At 66.9% G+C, this 15,871-nt stretch carries 14 protein-coding genes; 12 read left to right on the top strand and 2 right to left on the bottom strand.

The window, feature by feature from the left end; translation table 11 throughout:
- Positions 1 to 196: 196 nt before the first annotated feature.
- The 5 genes from G6N77_RS02155 to G6N77_RS02135 all read left to right on the top strand — a co-directional run bounded on the left by G6N77_RS02155 (position 197) and on the right by G6N77_RS02135 (position 4,574).
- Positions 197 to 1,072, top strand: coding sequence for an ABC transporter ATP-binding protein (locus tag G6N77_RS02155; RefSeq protein ID WP_205677903.1), 876 nt, complete (start codon positions 197 to 199; stop codon positions 1,070 to 1,072).
- Positions 1,069 to 1,941 (top strand): ABC transporter permease, encoded by an 873-nt coding sequence (locus G6N77_RS02150; protein ID WP_165180354.1) that lies wholly within the window; start codon positions 1,069 to 1,071, stop codon positions 1,939 to 1,941. Before G6N77_RS02155 ends, G6N77_RS02150 begins: the two co-directional genes overlap by 4 nt.
- Before the next feature lie 66 nt (positions 1,942 to 2,007).
- Positions 2,008 to 3,096 carry an ABC transporter substrate-binding protein gene (locus G6N77_RS02145; RefSeq protein WP_165180353.1) on the top strand — a complete coding sequence of 363 codons (1,089 nt, stop codon included), beginning with the start codon at positions 2,008 to 2,010 and terminating at the stop codon, positions 3,094 to 3,096.
- 126 nt (positions 3,097 to 3,222) lie between these two features.
- Complete coding sequence (gene pyrE, locus G6N77_RS02140) at positions 3,223 to 3,789, top strand: orotate phosphoribosyltransferase (RefSeq protein ID WP_370875225.1); 567 nt, start codon at positions 3,223 to 3,225, stop codon at positions 3,787 to 3,789.
- Positions 3,790 to 3,950: 161 nt separating this feature from the next.
- On the top strand, positions 3,951 to 4,574 hold the full coding sequence (locus G6N77_RS02135; protein WP_165180351.1) for a thymidine kinase: 624 nt from the start codon (positions 3,951 to 3,953) through the stop codon (positions 4,572 to 4,574).
- A 122-nt stretch (positions 4,575 to 4,696) separates the two neighbouring features.
- On the opposite strand, the gene G6N77_RS02130 is transcribed toward G6N77_RS02135, so the two are convergent.
- Positions 4,697 to 5,491, bottom strand: coding sequence for an HAD-IIA family hydrolase (locus tag G6N77_RS02130; RefSeq protein ID WP_165180350.1), 795 nt, complete (start codon positions 5,489 to 5,491; stop codon positions 4,697 to 4,699).
- 124 nt (positions 5,492 to 5,615) lie between these two features.
- Between G6N77_RS02130 and G6N77_RS02125 the strand changes: the two genes are divergently transcribed.
- The 4 genes from G6N77_RS02125 (at position 5,616) to G6N77_RS02110 (ending at position 10,117) form a co-directional block, all read left to right on the top strand.
- Positions 5,616 to 6,293 (top strand): TrmH family RNA methyltransferase, encoded by a 678-nt coding sequence (locus tag G6N77_RS02125; RefSeq protein ID WP_165180484.1) that lies wholly within the window; start codon positions 5,616 to 5,618, stop codon positions 6,291 to 6,293.
- 134 nt (positions 6,294 to 6,427) lie between these two features.
- Positions 6,428 to 8,440, top strand: a complete 2,013-nt coding sequence (locus G6N77_RS02120; protein WP_240901599.1) for a S53 family peptidase — start codon at positions 6,428 to 6,430, stop codon at positions 8,438 to 8,440.
- A 229-nt stretch (positions 8,441 to 8,669) separates the two neighbouring features.
- Positions 8,670 to 9,692 carry a class II fructose-bisphosphate aldolase gene (gene fbaA / locus G6N77_RS02115; protein ID WP_165180349.1) on the top strand — a complete coding sequence of 341 codons (1,023 nt, stop codon included), beginning with the start codon at positions 8,670 to 8,672 and terminating at the stop codon, positions 9,690 to 9,692.
- A complete protein-coding gene (locus G6N77_RS02110) occupies positions 9,692 to 10,117 on the top strand; it encodes a DUF3151 domain-containing protein (protein WP_165180348.1) in 426 nt (141 codons plus the stop codon). Before fbaA ends, G6N77_RS02110 begins: the two co-directional genes overlap by 1 nt.
- Before the next feature lie 81 nt (positions 10,118 to 10,198).
- On the opposite strand, the gene G6N77_RS20265 is transcribed toward G6N77_RS02110, so the two are convergent.
- On the bottom strand, positions 10,199 to 10,954 hold the full coding sequence (locus G6N77_RS20265; RefSeq protein ID WP_165180347.1) for a DUF2249 domain-containing protein: 756 nt from the start codon (positions 10,952 to 10,954) through the stop codon (positions 10,199 to 10,201).
- 64 nt (positions 10,955 to 11,018) lie between these two features.
- Between G6N77_RS20265 and G6N77_RS02100 the strand changes: the two genes are divergently transcribed.
- The 3 genes from G6N77_RS02100 to G6N77_RS02090 are packed head-to-tail and all read left to right on the top strand — an operon-like array spanning position 11,019 to position 15,720.
- Positions 11,019 to 11,747: a helix-turn-helix domain-containing protein gene (locus G6N77_RS02100; protein WP_165180346.1), complete on the top strand. Its 729-nt coding sequence runs from the start codon at positions 11,019 to 11,021 to the stop codon at positions 11,745 to 11,747.
- The gene (locus G6N77_RS02095; RefSeq protein ID WP_262454064.1) at positions 11,744 to 12,940 is read left to right on the top strand and encodes a hypothetical protein; all 1,197 of its coding nucleotides are present in this window, start codon (positions 11,744 to 11,746) and stop codon (positions 12,938 to 12,940) included. The genes G6N77_RS02100 and G6N77_RS02095 overlap by 4 nt, the downstream gene beginning before the upstream one ends.
- Complete coding sequence (locus tag G6N77_RS02090) at positions 12,937 to 15,720, top strand: multicopper oxidase domain-containing protein (RefSeq protein ID WP_306987219.1); 2,784 nt, start codon at positions 12,937 to 12,939, stop codon at positions 15,718 to 15,720. The genes G6N77_RS02095 and G6N77_RS02090 overlap by 4 nt, the downstream gene beginning before the upstream one ends.
- Positions 15,721 to 15,871: the final 151 nt, after the last annotated feature.

The following is a 15,871-nucleotide window of genomic DNA, read 5'->3' as shown; positions in this document are numbered from 1 at the left end:
GAGGAGATCCGGCTCACCGGAGACCTGCTCCAACCCGCAGCGGGTGCCCCTTGCAGAAAATGCACAAAACGTGCACTTTTGCGTTTAAGTTGCACAACTTACTGAAGTCTTTTGCCACTGACCATCACTTTCTAAGCTCGTCATAGTTTATGTGATCCGACTCACGTACGCGAGCCAATGGCAAGGAAGGGAAACAGTGACAACGGTGTCAGAATTACAACGAAGGGGCGGCACGCCCACGGACCAAGGCGGGGGCGGCGGAGACGACCGGGCCCGAATTGAAATCCACGGCCTGACCAAGCGCTACCTTACGCCGAAGGGGGAAACATTCACGGCCATCCGTGACGTCTCGCTCACGGTTGAACCGGGCGAGTTTTGCGCCATCGTGGGGCCCACAGGCTGCGGGAAGTCCACCACGCTGGCCCAGGTCTCCGGCCTGGAACACCCCAGCGCCGGCTCCGTGACCGTAGGTGGAAACATTGTTGAAGGCATCACCAACGGCGTCAGCTACATGTTCCAGGCGGACGCACTCTTCCCCTGGAAGACTGTCCTGAACAACGTCCTGATCGGCCCGGTCCTGCTCGGCACCCCGCGCAAGGAAGCCACCAAGCTTGCCATGGACTGGCTGCGCCGCGTTGGCCTGGCCGGCTTTGAGGACCGCTACCCCCACCAGCTCTCCGGCGGCATGCGCAAGCGCGTGGCCATGGCTGCGGCACTGATCAACAACCCGCGGATCCTGCTCATGGACGAACCGTTCGGTGCCCTCGACGTCCAGACGAAGGCCATCATGCAAAACGAGCTCCTGCAGCTGTGGGAGGGCCTGCGCCCCTCGGTGCTGTTCATCACCCACGACCTCGACGAGGCCGTGGCGCTTGCCGACAAGGTGGTCATCATGACCAGCAGCCCCGGCTCCATCAAGAACGTCTTCAACATCGACCTGCCCAGGCCGCGCGGGGATGTACAGCAAATCCGGCACGAGAAGCGCTTCCTGGAGCTGCAGGGGCAGATCTGGTCGTCCCTGAAGGATGAAGTGGACCGGGCCTACAAGCAGACGGCAGGTGTGTCAGCATGACCTCAATAACGCATAACGCCCCCCTGGTACAGGAGCAGGAGGCCGAACTGAAGGCCGCGGCCCACCGCGCCGTGACGCTCCGCAACACGTGGATCTGGATCGGCCGGATCATGCTCGCCGTCGTCGTTCTTGGCGGTTGGCAGTGGTTCACAGCGGTTGGCTGGGTGGACAAGTTCTTCTTCGGCCAGCCAACTGAAGTCTGGAACAGCCTGGTCAAGCTCTTCACCGACGGCACGGCCTTCGGCAGCATCTGGGAGAACCTGTGGATCACGGTGCAGGAGGCGCTGCTAGGCTTCCTCGGCGGCACCCTGGCCGGCGTCATTCTGGGGATCCTGCTGGGCTCCAACCGGTACCTGTCGGACGTTGTCGGCCCGTACATCCGGATCGTCAATTCCATTCCCCGCATCGTTCTGGGCTCGATCTTCATCGTGGCCTTCGGGCTCGGCATGGGCCCGAAAGTGCTCCTGGCCGCAGTCCTGGTGTTCTTCGTGGTGTTCTTCAACGCCTTCCAGGGTGTCCGCGAGGTGGACCAAAACCTGGTCTCGAACGTGCGTGTCCTGGGTGCCTCGCCGCTCCAGGTGGCCATGCACGTGACTATCCCGTCGGCCATGACCTGGATCATCGCCAGCCTGCACACGGCCTTCGGCTTCGCGATCATCGGTGCGCTGGTGGCAGAGGTGTTGGGTGCCCAGCACGGCGTGGGGCTGATCATCAGCCAGGCCCAGGGCACCTTCGACCCCAACACGGTCTTCGCCTGCATGGTGATCATCGCCGTGGTCACGCTGGGCGCGGAATACCTCATCAGCCTGTTGGAGTCCACCCTGCTGAAGTGGCGCCCGCCGAGCCGTTCCGAGGCACAGGCCATCTAAGGTCCGCAGCTTCTTTTTTCGCCAGCCAATTCTTTTATTCTTCGCATCAACCAAAGGAACAAAACCATGAACAAGAACAAGATCTATGCCGTCGCCGCAACCGGCGCACTGGCGCTCAGCCTGGCGGCCTGTGGCGGCGGCAGCACCGCAGGCGGCAGCAACGGTGCAGCAGCCTCGGTTCCCACCGTCAAAATGATGGTGGGCGGCATCGACAAGCAGATCTACCTGCCCTACGAGCTGGCCCAGCAGCTGGGGTACTACAAGAAGTACGGCGTCAACGTGGAGCTTTCCACGGAGCAGAACGGTGGCGTCGGCGCCGAGGACGCCATGGCGTCCGGGCAGGTTGACATGGCCGGCGCCTGGTACGTCCACACCGTGGACTTCCAGGCCAAGGGCAAGGACGTCATCAACCTGGTCCAGCTTTCCGGCGCCCCGGGTGAGCGTGTCATGTGCGGCACGGACAGCGGCGTCCACTCCCCGGCGGACTTCAAGGGCAAGACCATGGGCGTCACGGACCTTGGCTCCGGCACCGACGAACTGACCCAGTTCGTGGCCTCGCAGGCCGGCATCACCAAGAAGGACTACCACACCCTCGCCGTCGGCGCAGGCTCCACCGCCATCGCCGCCATCCAGCGCAAGTCCGCGGACTGTGTCATGACCACGCAACCCACCGTCGGGGCGCTGGAGAGCAAGAAGCTGGCCTACACCGCCGTCGACCTGGCCACCTCGGCCGGTGCCACGAAGGCGCTGGGCGGCGACTGGCCTGCTGCCGGGCTGCTGGCCAACGCCAGCTGGGTTAAGGACCACGAGGACGCCGCGCAGAAGGTGGTGGACGCCCTGGTCGCGACCATGCACTGGATCAACACGCACACCGCAGCGGACATCGCGGACAAGCTGCCGTCGTCGTACGTCCAGAACAGCACCATCAGCAAGGACCAGTACGTTGCCGGGCTGACCACGGACAAGGGACAGTTCCTGCCTGACGGCATCATGCCTGCAGGCGGCCCGAAGGTCATCTTCGCCATGGAGAAGGGCAACGGCGTGGACACCTCCAAGGTCACCATTGCCGGCACCTTCACCAACAAGTACGCGATTGCCGCGAACAAGCTGGAAGGCTTCACCACCACCACAACCCCGGCCGGTGCCGACGGCTAGAAGCGATGCTTCATTGATCCAAGGGGACGGCCTGCGCGTTACATTGCGCGGGCCGTTCCTTTGCGTCAGCGTCCGCGTCCGCCGGCGTGCCGCGGGCGTGCCCGGCAACCATTTAGAATGGAGGCCATGACCCAGACTTTTGCCGCCGACCGCGCCCGCCTGCTCGAACTCATCAAGGAACTGGCCGTGGTCCGCGGCAAGGTGATCCTCTCTTCCGGCAAGGAAGCCGACTACTACATCGACCTGCGCCGCATCACCCTCCACCACGAAGCCTCCCGCCTGGCCGGCCGGGTCATGCTGGCCATGCTGGACGACGCCGGCATTGAGTTTGAGACGGCAGGCGGGCTGACGATGGGGGCAGACCCCGTGGGCACCGCCCTCATGCATGCCGCGGCCGACGCCGGCCGGGCCGTCGATGCGTTCGTGGTCCGCAAGGCGCAGAAGTCCTATGGCATGGGCCGCCAGGTGGAAGGCCCCGGCGTTGACGGGCGCCGCGTGGTGGTGCTCGAAGACACCTCGACCACGGGCGGTTCCGCACTGGCCGCCGTCGAAGGCGTGCGGAAGGCTGGCGGCAACATCCAAGCCGTCGCCGTCATCGTGGACCGCGACACCGGCGCCAAGGAACGCATCGAAACAGAGGCCGGCGTCCCCTACCTGTTCGCCTTCGGCAAGGACGAACTCGGCCTCGAGTAGCACGCCCCGCGCGGCGCCTCCGCCGGAGGGGCCGGCATTTTTGTAGTCCGGCGTAAAGGAGACGCCCAAGGCCGCCTGCGGCCGACGCGTCGGACAGCCCGATGGAAAATGGCGGTCCTCCGGCACCGCCACCGGACCCTGCCACAATTTGAAAGGCCGTTTTGTCCAAGCTTTACTTCCGCCACGGCGCGATGAATTCCGGCAAGTCGACCGGGCTGCTGCAGGTTGCCTTCAACTATGAGGAGCGCGGCCAGCGGGTGCTGCTGGCCAAGCCGGGGATCGACACCAAGGGTGCCGGGGAAATCGTGTCCCGGCTTGGCATGACCCGCAACGTGGACTTCCTCATCCAGCCGGACGACGACGCCCGGGCCGTCTTCGCTGCGCAGGCGGCGGGCGACGACCCCGATGCCCTGCTGGAGCACGTCCAGGTGCCGCCGGTGGCCTGCCTGCTGGTGGACGAGGCCCAGTTCCTGACGCCCTCGCAGGTTGACGACCTGTTCCGGATTGCCGTCCTGGACCGCGTGCCCGTCATTGCCTACGGGCTGCGCACGGACTTCCGCACCAGGGCGTTTCCGGGCGCCGCCCGCCTGCTGGAGATTGCGCATTCGCTCGAGGAGCTGAAAACCATCTGCCGGTGCGGGCGAAAGGCCCTGTTCAACACCCGGCGCGTGGGTGAGGACATAGTGTTCGACGGCGACCAGGTCGCCATTGATGGGGCGGACGTCTGGTACGAGTCCCTGTGCGGAAGCTGCTACTTGGAAGCGTCCGGCGGAAAGCTCCTATAACAGCCGGTGGCCCGCGATCCGGCGTCGGGTATCCATCACCCCCCCCTCGCGCCAACGGGCACTTAACGGGCATGTTGCGGCGCAACATCCACGTTAAATGCCCGCTCGGCGAAGGGGTGGGCTTAGATTTCCGGGATGAGGTCCGCCACGGAGCCCAGCGCCTGGTCCGGCCGGAACGGGAAGGCGTCAATGTCCTCCGGCTGGGTGATGCCCGTGAACACCAGGACGGTGTGCAGCCCCGCCTCCATGCCGGCAATGATGTCGGTGTCCATGCGGTCGCCAATCATGGCCGTGGTCTCCGAATGCGCCTGGATCCTGTTCATGGCGGAGCGGAACATCATCGGGTTGGGCTTCCCCACCACGTACGGTTCACGGCCGGTGGCCTTGGTGATGAGGGCGGCGATGGCACCCGTGGCGGGCATGGGACCCTCGGGCGACGGCCCGGTGGCGTCCGGGTTGGTGGCAATGAACCGGGCACCCTCGCCGATCAGCCGGATGGCCCGCGTGATGGCCTCAAAGGAATAGGTGCGGGTCTCGCCCAGCACCACATAGTCCGGGTCCTGGTCGGTGAGGATGAAACCTGCCTCGTGCAACGCCGTCGTCAGTCCGGCCTCGCCAATGACAAAGGCACGCCCGTGCGGCATCTGGGACTTGAGGAACTGGGCCGTGGCCAGCGCCGACGTCCACAAGTTTTCCTCCGGCACCTCCAGCCCCGACGCGCGCAGCCGGGCGGCCAGGTCGCGCGGGGTGAATATGGAATTATTGGTCAGCACCAGGAACCGCCGGGACGTGTCCACCCACCGCTGGATCAGTTCCGCGGCGCCGGGGACGGCCTGGTTTTCATGGACCAGCACCCCGTCCATGTCTGTGAGCCAGCATTCGATGTCGGCTGGTTTGCGGTGGTTCAGCTTGCTCATGGCGACTCCTGAGGTTGGCCCGGGTTGGTCCCAGTCTTCCAGACTCGCGCCCGGGGAGAAACAGGGCCCCGATTCAGCGCCACCGGCAAGCGGCTAAAGTTGAAAGGTGAACAATCCCCCCGCCATCCCCGTCACAAACGCCCAGGAAACTGCCGGCGCCATAGAGTCCCACGAGCCGCACCACGAGGTGGGCGTGGGGCCGTGGGAGGGTGAATGGCCCGACGGCGACCACTGGGACAAGGAGCTGCTGGCCGGGGGTGACCGGCGCAATGTGCTGGACAAGTACCGCTACTGGACCATGGACGCCATTGTGGCCGAGCTGGACACCCGCCGCCATGACTTCCACATTGCCATTGAGAACTGGCAGCATGACATGAACATCGGCACCGTGGTCCGCACCGCCAATGCGTTCCTGGCCAAGGAAGTGCACATTATTGGACGACGGCGCTGGAACCGCCGGGGTGCGATGGTCACCGACCGCTACCAGCATGTCCGCCACCACCCCACGGTGGACGACTTCGTGGAGTGGGCCAACTCCGAGGGCCTGGCCATCATCGGGGTGGACATCTTCCCCGACTCCGAAAAGCTGGAAAACTACGACCTTCCCCGGAACTGCGTGCTGGTATTCGGCCAGGAAGGCCCGGGGCTGAGCCCGGAAGTGCATGCCGCCGCGGCGGCCACGCTGTCCATCGAACAGTTCGGCTCCACCCGTTCCATCAATGCGGCCTCCGCCGCAGGCATCGCCATGCACGCCTGGATCCGACGGCACGTTTTTAATCAAGCTGTGACACCGGGCACTTAATACGCCACGAAATTACTTGCCCCAAGCATCTAAGGTGAGCGGGTTTGCCGGGTTTAGGCTCGGGCATGTGCGGGCGCACAGGGTGCCCGACCGGTGAAAGAGTTCATATGGGAACTTTGTTCAAGTCACGACCAATGATTCGAAGAATCCTGGCGACAGCCGCGGCCACCGCCTGCGTTGCCGCCATGGGCACCACGGGCGCCATGGCTGCGCCGGTGTCCCCGGACACGCCATTTCCGAGCGCCGTGCCCAGCTGGGCACAGCCGGCAAATGACGCCGGGGCGGCCCCGGCCGACACCTCGGTGGAAGGCGAAATCTACCTGCCGCTGCGCAACGCGAAAGGTGCCCAAGCCCTTGCCGCGGCGGTGTCGGACCCCGCAAACAGCCACTACCGGGACTGGCTCAGCCCCGCGCAGTGGATCAACGCGTACTCGCCCACCCAGGCCGACTACACCGCCGTCGTCAATCACCTGACGGGGCTGGGCATGACCATCACCGGCACCCCGGACAGCCGGCAGTACGTGGTTTTCCGGGGCACGGCGGCCCAGGTCAACGCGGCATTCAACACTGACCTCCACAGCTACCACTACAAGGGAGCCACGCTGGTGGGGCCGTCCAAGGCGCCCAGCCTGCCCCGCGCGATTGCCGACAAGGTGGCCGGCGTCTCCGTGGACCAGGGCAGCCTCCTGACCCGCCCCGACTCCATCCGCCAGGGAGACGGACTCCCCGCATCGCCGCAGGCCCGCTTCGCCGCCCCGAAGGCCCCAAACGCACCGAAGTCGCCAAACTCCCCGCAGGCGAATTCGGCGGCGTGCTCCTCGTATTTTGGGGAGAACACCACCACCATCCCGGCGGCGTACGGCCAGACCACGGCACCAACCTTCATTTGCGGCTACACCCCCGCCCAGCTCCAGTCCGCCTACGGCAAGAACACCGTGGTCAAGGCGATGCCGGGCAGCAGCGGCAACCACGGGCATGCCCCGGACGGGCGCGGCCAGACGGTGGCCATCATTGACGCCTACGCCTCGCCCAGCATGCTCTCCGACGTCAACGCCTATTCCGCGAGCTACGGGCTGCCGGCGATGAATTCATCCAGCTACCGGGAAATAGTCCCCTCACCGGCCCAGTTCCAGGACCAGCAGGCGTGCGGCTACCCGAGCGGCTGGCAGGGCGAACAAAGCCTCGACGTCGACTCCGTGCACGGCACCGCACCCGGCGCCAACATCCTCTACGTGGGCGGCTTCAACTGTGGCGGCGGGATCGACGTGGCCATGTCCCGGATCCTGGACCACAAGCTGGCCAACATTGTCAGCAACAGCTACGGCAACGTGGGGGAGGCCCTCCCGGCAGACGCCATCACTGGCCAGCTCAACCTGGAACTGCAGGCGGCCGGGGAGGGAATCGGCCTGTACTACTCCAGCGGCGACAACGGGGACCAGGCTGCCGCCCTCGGCTACGCATCCCCCGACTTCCCGGCGAGCTCGCCGTGGGTCACCGCAGTGGGCGGCACCAGCCTGGCCGTGAACAAGGACGGATCCTACAAATTTGAGACCGGCTGGGGCGGGGTCCTGGACAAGATCGTCAACGGCGCCTACACCTCCGGGCTGCCCGGTAACCTCTACGGCGGAGGTGCCGGCGGCGGGGTGAGCGCCCTGTTCGCCCAGCCGGACTACCAAAAAGGCACCGTCCCGGCCGCGCTGGCCAACGGCATGCGGGTCTCGCCGGACATCTCCTCCCTGGCCGACCCGTACACCGGCTATGTGATCGGCATCAGCCCCATCACCGACAACACAACAATGGCCACGGGCGCCTACACCACCGAAACCTACGGTGGCACCTCGCTTGCGTGTCCGCTCTCCGCGGGGCAAATGGCCGTGGCGCAGCAGCTCAGCGGCACCACGCTGGGCTTTGCCAACCCGGCCATCTACGCAACCGCCGCGTCGCACCCCACGGCGTTCACCGACGTCGTGCCCCAGGCGCAGCAGCCGGTCCTGGCCTACACCAGCGCCCGCAGCGGCAGCCAGTACCTGCTGACCATGGACACTGACACGTCCCTGTCCACGGCCCAGGGGTATGACGACGTCACCGGGGTGGGGAGCATGAGCTACCGCTTTGCGCTCGCCGTCAGCCTGTGGGGGCGCCGCTGACGCCGGCTTCCACCGGACAAGCACCATGAAGCACGACGCCGGGCCCCGGCTTGGGTGCCCGGGCCCGGCGTCGCGCTGTGCACGTTGCGCTGTGCGCTGACAGTCCGCCTGCTGGAAGCCGCTTCATCTTCTTCGACACCGCGGCGCCAATCGCTAAGATGGGCAATAGCCATACGAGGGCGGCGAAATTGCCCGCCACTTTGTACCGTTACGCCCCAAGGAGCTCTTAATGCCCATCGCAACACCGGACAAATATGCCGAAATGATTGACCGCGCCAAGGCCGGCGGATTCGCCTACCCAGCCGTCAACGTCACGTCCTCGCAGACGCTCAATGCGGCACTTCAGGGCTTCGCCGACGCCGGCACCGACGGCATCATCCAGGTCTCCACAGGCGGTGGCGCCTACTGGTCCGGCGCCAGCGTCAAGGACATGGTTGCAGGCTCCCTCGGCTTTGCCGCGTTCGCCCGCGAAGTGGCCAAGAACTACCCCGTCAACGTGGCCCTGCACACCGACCACTGCCCCAAGGACAAGCTGGACGGCTTTGTGCTGCCCCTGCTGGCGGCGTCGGAGGCCGAGGTCAAGGCCGGCCGCGACCCGATCTTCAACTCCCACATGTGGGACGGCTCCGCCGAGACCCTCGAGGAAAACCTGCGCATCGGCCGCGAACTGCTGGCCCGCACCTCCGCCGCCCACATCATCCTGGAAGTGGAGATCGGCGCTGTTGGCGGCGAGGAGGACGGCGTGGAGAACGCCATCAACGACAAGCTGTACTCCACGGTTGCCGACGGCCTGGCCACGGTTGAGGCCCTGGGTTCCGGCGAAAACGGCCGCTACATCACTGCGCTGACGTTCGGCAATGTGCATGGCGTTTACAAGCCCGGCAACGTCAAGCTGCGCCCGGAGATCCTCAAGGACATCCAGGAGCAGGTTGGCGCCAAGCTGGGCAAGGCCAACCCCTTTGACCTGGTCTTCCACGGCGGTTCCGGCTCCTCCGCACAGGAAATCGCCGACGCCGTCTCCTACGGTGTCATCAAGATGAACATCGACACCGACACCCAGTACGCGTTCACCCGCCCCGTGGTGGACCACTTCATGAAGAACTACGACGGCGTCCTGAAGGTCGACGGCCACGTGGGCGTCAAGAAGGCCTACGACCCCCGCGTGTGGGGCGCCCTGGCTGAAAAGGGACTTGCCGACCGTGTGGTGGAAGCTGCCCAGCAGCTGGGCTCCGCCGGCAAGACCAACGCCTAGTGAGCGAGGAATTCCGCCGGAATCTCCTCGGCCCGGAGCCCACGCTGCTCCCGGCCGAGGAGGACGTTGACGCACGGCTGGCCGCCGGCGATGAGGCGGTGGACCTGGCCGCCAAGCACCCGACGTCGTCGCTGCTCTGGGCCATTTTGGCGGACGAGGCGTATGCGGAGGGCCGGACCATTGAGTCCTATGCCTACGCGCGCACCGGCTACCACCGCGGCCTGGACGCCTTGCGCCGCAACGGCTGGCGTGGCACAGGCCCCGTCCCGTGGTCGCATGAAGGCAACCGTGGCTTCCTGCGCGCCCTTTATGCGCTGGGCCGGGCCGCCGGTGCCATCGGTGAATCCGACGAGGCAGCCCGCATTTCCACGTTCCTGAACGACTCCGATCCGTTGGCGTCAGCCGCGATCGAAGCCGCCCTCTAACAACTGTGAGTCAGAAACTGCACGGAATTCGCCAAAATACGGCCCATTCGATGCGGTTTCTGACTCACAGTTGGGGGAGGGTCAGTTGCGGACCATGCTCAGCTTCCAGGTCTCCGGGCCGTCCTCCACGTAGCTGACGGTGAACTTGCCCGCGGAGCGCTGCTCCAGCTGGGCCAGCAGCGGCAGCGGGTTGTGGTTGGCCACCAGCAGGATGCCCTTGCCGGCCGACAGCCCCTCGAGGGCGCCGAAAATGGTGGCGTGGCGGATGGCGTGCGGGATGACGCGCGTGTCGAGCTCGGACAGGCCGGGCTCGTCGTGGCCGCCGCAGGCGCAACCGCCCTTGGCAGGAGCCGCGGCAGCCGCGTCAACCGTGCGCTGGGGCAATATGCCGGTCAGCTTCAGTGCCGGGTTCTGCGCCAGGGCCGGGACGATAAGCTCCGTGGCGTGGTCCAGGAAGGCAGCGGCGGCCTCCTGCAGGCGGGCCCCGGCGTACAGCACTTTCACCGGCGCCTCCTCGACCTCAAGGCTCTTGGTGGCGTCAACCAGGCGTGCACTGTGGCCAGCGGCCACGGCCGCCAGCACCTTTTCAGCACTGTTTGCGCTCCCTGCGAGGGCGGCGGCAAAGGCTGCGGCCACGGGAAGCAGTTCCTGCTCGGCAAAGTCCACCAGCTTGGTCTGGTCGGCTCCGGCCAGCTCGCCGCCGGGTTGGCCGGCGACGGCGGAGAGCAGGTTGAGCGCCAGCGTCCCCAGCGTTCCGCCGGCCTCCGCGAGACGGGTCTTGGCGGCTTCGAGCGCCTCTGCCTCCGTGGACGAGGACGCAAGAACAAGATTATTCACAATGGCAACCTATCGTGTGGCAATTGAATGGAGATTGTGCGTTTATATTACTACAATTAATTCCGTGGAAAATAATATGTCGGAACAGCCGCTGCGCGGACCAAGGCCGGGCGGCACGGAGCCCGTCGCCCCGATTTCCAAGGCCCGTGCAGCGGTGCTGGAGCGCCTGCGCGCCGCCGAAGGGACACTGAGCGTCGAGTCCCTGGCGGAACAGAGCGGCCAGCATGCCAACACTGTCCGGGAGCACCTGGACGCGCTCGTGGACTCCGGCTTTGCCACCAGAACCGCGGCGGCGCGCGCCGGACGCGGCCGGCCCGCCTCGCTTTATGCGGCCGCCATGCCGGAAACTAGGCCGGCGGGCTACGCGGCGCTGGCCGCTGCCCTGGCCCGGCACATTGCCGCGACCAGCAGCGATCCCGCCGCAGCCGGGGACCTCGCGGGCAGGCAGTGGGCCCATGTCATGAGCGAGTCCCTGGCGGCCCCGCCGGCAGCCGTCGGTGCAGCCGGGCCCTCGAAGCGGGCACAGCTGAAGGTCCGGCGCCGTGTGGCGGATGAACTGCGCGACGCCGGATTTGGCATCGACGGAAACGCGGACGCCACCGACTTCAGGCTGACCACGTGCCCCATCGTGGCGGCCGCCCGGGAAAACCCGGACGTGGTCTGTGCCGTCCATCTGGGGCTGGTCAAGGGCCTGCTGGAAGGCAGCGGCATTCCCGAGGACGGTGTGGAGCTGGTGCCATTCGCCGGCCCGGGCGTGTGTACGCTGCACCTGCCTTTGGTTTCCGCCCCGTGACGGGTGTCAACAGGCCAGCTGTCAATAAGCCGGGCGCAAATAAGCCGGGCGCCGATGCGACAGGCTCCAAGCCGCTGACCAAGGCGGCCAGGGAGCGTCGGAACAAGGCGTTTTTGCGCAAGCCGGCCTTCAGGATGCTGTTCCTGCTCCCGGCGGGCGCGGCCCTGCTGGTGGGCCTGAATGCCGGCCTGCAGCTTCTGGGCGCGGACGCCCCCGTCAAGCTGGACAGGTTTCCGGAAATCCACGGCATGCTGCTGGCCCTGAGCTTTGTGGGCACCGTCATCGCGTTGGAGCGCACGGTGGCCCTGGGCAAGGCGGCCGGCTACGCCTCGCCGGCCCTGCTGGGCATTTCCGGCCTCCTCATGATCTCCCCGCTCCCGTTGTGGATTGGCAAGGCCGTTCTGCTGGCCGGCACCATCGCCATGGTGCTGGTCTATCTGCCGCTGTGGCGGCGCCAGCGGGACAACGTGGTGCTGATCCAGATCATGGGCGGGATCACCGCGGTGGGCGCCGCGGCCCTCTGGCTGCGGATTCCCAGTGTTTCGGTGCTGCTGCCGTTCCTCATCAGTTTTGTGGTGCTCACCATTGCAGGGGAGCGCCTGGAACTGGCCCGCATCGGCATCTCCAGCCCGCGCGCCGAACCGGTCCTGACCCTCCTGGCCTTCGCCATGACGGCGGCCACGGCGGCCACGCTGCTGTGGCCCGCCGTCGGCTACCCGCTCTTCGGGCTGTCGCTGCTGGCGATGGTGGCCTGGCTGGTGGGTTACGACGCCGCCCGGAAAACCATCCGCTCCGACGGCCTGCCGCGCTACATTGCCGCGTGCCTCCTGGCCGGATACGGCTGGCTGGCGATTGCCGGCGTCGTGCTTGCCCTGCATGCCACCACGCTGACGGGCGCCTCCTATGATGTGGTGGTGCACGCGGTGTTCCTCGGCTTCACCATTTCCATGATCATGGCCCACGCGCCCGTCATCCTGCCCGCCGTGCTGCGCAAGCCGCTGCCGTACACGGAATTGTTTTGGGTGCCGGCCGTCCTGCTGCACGGCTCGCTGCTGGTGCGGCTGGGCCTGGGCGACGCGGCCGGCGTGCACGGCGCCTGGGTTGCCGGCGGCGTGTTCAACGTCATCTCCCTCCTGCTCTTTGCCGTCATGGCCGTCTGGCAGGCCACCCATCCACCGAAAGTCGCAGTGTGAACATCAACCTGACCCCTCCGGGCGCGAATGGCGGCATCGGTGAAAACGGCGCGAATGGTTCCAGCGGCGGGGGAGGCACCATGCGCCCCGGCGCCCGACCGCCCGCTCCCGGCCCCATGAACCGGGCGGGCTGGCACCTGCGCGCCAACGCCCCCGCCGTGTTTTGGCTCGTGGCGCTTGTCGTGGTGGTGCTTTTCCACCGCAGCATCCCGGCGTCGGCGTGGCTCATGGTGCACCTGCTGCTGCTTGGCGCGGTGACCAACTCCATCCTGGTGTGGAGCTGGCACTTTGCCCAGGCGCTGCTGCGCGGCCCCAACCCGAGCTCCCGCGGTATGGTGCTGCGGCTGGTGCTGCTCAATGTGGGCGTGCTCTCCGTGGTGGTGTCCATGGTGGCAAACATCTGGCTCCTGACGCTGATGGGCAGCATCCTGGTGGGCGCCGTGGTGGCCGCGCACGCCGTGGTGCTGGGGCTGCGCGCACACAAGGCCCTGCCCTCCCGCTTTGGCGCCTCGGTCTGGTACTACGTGGCGGCCTGCCTCCTGCTGCCCGTGGGTGCCGGCGTGGGTGCGGCCCTGGCCGCCGGGCTGGAAGGGGAGGCCCACGCCCGGCTGCTGCTGGTGCACATGGCGGTGAATGTGCTGGGCTTTGTGGGGCTGACGGTGCTGGGCACGCTCACCACGCTGCTGCCCACCATGCTGCACACCCGCGTGGCAGACGGCGCCGAGTCCGTGGCCCGGCACGGTGCCTGGCCACTGCTGGCCGGCGTCCTCATGGCTGCCGCCGGTGCCGCCGCCGGCGTGATGTTCCTGTGCACCGCGGGCCTGCTGGTGTACCTGGGCGGCGTGGTGTACATCTGCATCCCCCTCGTGAAGGTCGTCAGGTCGAAGGTGCCCGTCACTTTTGCCCCGCTGTCGGCGCTCGCGGCCCTCGCCTGGCTGGCGGTCTCCCTCGTCTGGCTGGCCATGCTGACCCTCACCTCCGGCGGTTGGGAGGGGCTCCACGGCGGGCTGGAGGTGGTGGGGCCGGTGCTGGCCGCCGGTTTTGCAGCCCAGGTGCTGCTGGCCGCGCTGAGCTACCTGGCGCCCGTGGTGCTGGGCGGCGGCCCGGCCGCAATGCGGGGGCGGGTGGCGGCCCTGGACAAGGCAGGGCTGTTCCGCGTGGTGCTGACCAACGTCTCGCTGCTGGTCTCGCTGCTTCCCCTGCCCAGCCTGGTCCGCGTGGGCACTAGCTTCCTGGTGCTGGCCGGGCTGGCCTGGTTCCTGCCGCTGCTGGGCCTGGCGCTGCTGCGCAAGCCCGCCGCTGCCGGGGAAGGCACGACGCCGGCTGCCCGCCCGGGTGCCGCAGCTGCCAGTTCCGCAGCCGCCGGTTCCGCGGCTGCCGGTGCCCCGTTTGACCCGGCCCCGGGGCGGCGGTGGGGCATGGCAGCGGCCGGGCTGGCCGTCGTCGTGCTTGTTATTGTGGCAGGCATTGTGTCGGATCCGTCTGCGCTGCCGGGCCTGAACCAGGCCGGCGCACAGGCGGGCGTGGTGGCCACCGGACAGACCACCACGGTGGAGATGACCATGAAGAACATGCGCTTCCACCCGGACAAGGTGGAGGTGCCCGCCGGCAACAAGCTGGTGATCAAGCTGGTTAACCAGGATTCCATGGTGCATGACCTTGTCACGGCCGACGGCGCCGAATCCGGGCGGCTGTATCCGGGGGAGAAGGCCACCGTGGACGCCGGCGTGGTCGGTGCCTCGATGGACGGCTGGTGCAGCATTGCCGGGCACAGGCAGCAGGGGATGGTGTTCACGATTGTGGCGACGGGCGCGCCGCTTGCGGCACCGTCAGCCTCCCCAGGCATGGGCGGGATGCCCGGCATGAACCACGGCACGACGGCGGCCACCGGGCCCAGCGCCGCCGCCCAGCTGGACTTCATGAAGGAACCGGCTGCCGGCTTCGCGGCGCACAACCCCGTGCTGCCGCCCCTGCCCGCCGGCACCGTGCATGAGATTGCCATGAAGGTGACAGAACAGCAGCAGGACGTGGCCGTGGGCGTGAAGCAGACGCTGTGGACGTTCAACGGCACGGCGCCCGGCCCCACCCTGCGCGGAAAAATTGGCGACAAGTTCAAGATCACGCTCACCAACGACGGCTCCCTGGGCCACTCGATCGACTTCCACGCCGGAGCGCTGGCACCCGACCAGCCCATGCGCACCATCAACCCGGGCGAAACGTTGACGTACACCTTTACGGCCACGAAGGCGGGGATCTGGATGTACCACTGCAGCACCATGCCCATGAGCCTGCACATCGCCAACGGCATGTTTGGCGCCGTGGTGATTGATCCGCCAAACCTGCCCGTGGTGGACAAGGAGTACGTGCTCATCCAGTCGGAGCTGTACCTGGGCCCGCAGGGCGGCATTGCCGACCTGGCCAAGATCCAGGCCGACAAGCCGGACGCCGTCGTGTTCAACGGCTTCGCCAACCAGTACGATTTCCGCCCCCTGGCGGCCAAGGTGGGCGAAAAGGTGCGGGTCTGGGTGCTCGACGCCGGACCCAACCGGGCCACGTCCTTCCATGTGGTGGGCGGCCAGTTCACCAAGGTGTGGAGCGAGGGTCGCTACCTGCTGGACGGCTCGGACCCCACGGCCGCCTCCCAGGCCATGGCACTGGCGCCGGCGCAGGGCGGTTTTGTCGAATTGACGTTCCCGCAGGCCGGCAACTACCCCTTCGTCTCCCACTACATGGTCGATGCCGAGCGTGGGGCCCACGGCGTGTTCAAGGTATCCGGCTGACACACCCCTCCCCCCCTCCCTCCCTCCCTCCCTCCCTCCCCGACGCTCCATCACCTTTTGCGGCTTTTTCCCCGACGCTCCATCACCTTTTGCGGGTTTTTGCGGGACGCCGCATCACCTTTCGCGGCTTTTTGCGGGACGCGGCATCACC

This window comes from Arthrobacter silviterrae, from assembly GCF_011045165.1.
Taxonomy (GTDB): domain Bacteria; phylum Actinomycetota; class Actinomycetes; order Actinomycetales; family Micrococcaceae; genus Specibacter; species Specibacter silviterrae.
Note: the sequence above shows the minus strand (reverse complement) of the source record. Positions and strands in the feature narration are given on the sequence as shown.

Bases quoted from the DNA above. Each gene is read 5' to 3' on its own strand.
- G6N77_RS02150 (WP_165180354.1), top strand. From the start codon at position 1,069: ATGACCTCAATAACGCATAACGCCCCCCTGGTACAGGAGCAGGAGGCC.
- G6N77_RS02145 (WP_165180353.1), top strand. From the start codon at position 2,008: ATGAACAAGAACAAGATCTATGCCGTCGCCGCAACCGGCGCACTGGCG.
- pyrE (WP_370875225.1), top strand. From the start codon at position 3,223: ATGACCCAGACTTTTGCCGCCGACCGCGCCCGCCTGCTCGAACTCATC.
- G6N77_RS02130 (WP_165180350.1), bottom strand. From the start codon at position 5,491: ATGAGCAAGCTGAACCACCGCAAACCAGCCGACATCGAATGCTGGCTC.
- G6N77_RS02120 (WP_240901599.1), top strand. From the start codon at position 6,428: ATGATTCGAAGAATCCTGGCGACAGCCGCGGCCACCGCCTGCGTTGCC.
- fbaA (WP_165180349.1), top strand. From the start codon at position 8,670: ATGCCCATCGCAACACCGGACAAATATGCCGAAATGATTGACCGCGCC.